This window comes from Nocardioides dubius (genome assembly GCF_039528155.1).
Classification (GTDB): Bacteria; Actinomycetota; Actinomycetes; order Propionibacteriales; family Nocardioidaceae; genus Nocardioides; species Nocardioides dubius.
The window spans coordinates 256,575-257,934 of record NZ_BAAALG010000011.1 but is presented as its reverse complement, the minus strand read 5'-3'; the positions used below and the strand labels follow the sequence as shown (position 1 = coordinate 257,934).

The window sequence follows — 1,360 nt, the reverse complement described above, 5'->3', positions numbered from 1 at the left end:
GGAGCCGGCCGCCGACTCCGCGCCGCAGAGCGACGAGCGCCCGACGCCGACCCGGCAGTTCCCGCCGCCGATGGAGGGCTCGCGGGTCAGCGGCCCGCCGAGCCAGGTGCCCGGCGCGCCCGCCGTGCCACTCGGTGCACCCGCTCCGAGCAGTGGCTGGGCCGGCGCTCCGCTGCCGCCCGCCGGTGGCCCGCGTGCGGTTCCCGGATACGGATATCCGCCGGCGCCGCCGGCACCGCGGGCCAAGCTCGCCAAGGGCGTGTGGCCGGTGGTCTGCCTGGTCTCCCTGCTGCTGGGTCTGCTCGGCGGCGCGCTGGGCGCGATGGGCTACGACACGTGGCAGGACGAGAACACCGAGCCCGGTCGCTCGCGCGACGGCCTGGCCGGGGTCGAGACCCAGGAGACGCCGCCGCTGGCCAAGGACAACAAGTCCATCGAGGCGGTCGCGGCGAAGCTGCTGCCCAGCACCGTGCAGATCATCGCCGACTTCGAGGGCGAGGAGGGCGGGGCGACCGGCTCCGGCTTCGTGCTCGACCGCCAGGGGCACGTGGTCACCAACAACCACGTGATCGAGGACGCCGCCAAGAAGGACGGCCGGATCCGGATCGTGCTGCACGACGGCACCCGGTTCGACGCCACGGTGGTCGGTCGCAGCACGGTCTACGACCTCGCCGTGCTCTACAGCAAGGACGCCGCCGACGAGCTGATCCCGGCCGCGATGGGCGACTCCGCGACCCTGCAGGTGGGGGAGGGCGTGGTCGCCTTCGGGTCGCCGCTCGGGCTGACCAGCACCGTCACCGCCGGCATCGTCTCGGCGCTCAACCGCCCGGTCACCACCGGCGGCACCGACGACCTCAACTCCTACATCAACGCCATCCAGACGGATGCCGCGATCAACCCGGGCAACTCGGGCGGCCCGCTGGTCAACCTCCAGGGTCAGGTGATCGGCGTGAACTCCGCGATCGCCACCACCGGCGGCGGAGGCAGCAGCGAGTCCGGCAACATCGGCGTCGGCTTCGCGATCCCGGTCGAGCAGGTCCGCGTCACCGCCGACCAGATCCTCAAGGACGGCGAGGCGCAGTACCCGGTGATCGGCGCTCAGGTGATCACCGCCGACAACGGCGAGGGCGTCCGGATCGACAAGGTCAATCCGGGCAGTGCCGCCGACAAGGCCGGCCTGAAGAAGGACGACGTGGTCGTGGCGATCGACGACCAGCCGGTCAGCGACAGCCCGAGCCTGATCGTCGCGATCCGCTCCTACCTGCCGGGCGAGAAGGTCACGCTGACCGTGCTGCGCGGCGATGACGAGCGCTCCATCGACGTCACGCTCGACTCCCAGGTCGGCTGAGGCCGGCTACTC

The 1,360-nt window shown here is 72.2% G+C and carries 1 protein-coding gene; it reads left to right on the top strand.

All coding sequences use genetic code 11. From position 1 onward, the window contains the following. Positions 1-1,348: S1C family serine protease (locus tag ABD151_RS14285; RefSeq protein WP_343995436.1), on the top strand; the 1,348-nt coding region annotated here is incomplete at its 5' end. Between the last annotated feature and the right edge of the window lie 12 nt (positions 1,349-1,360).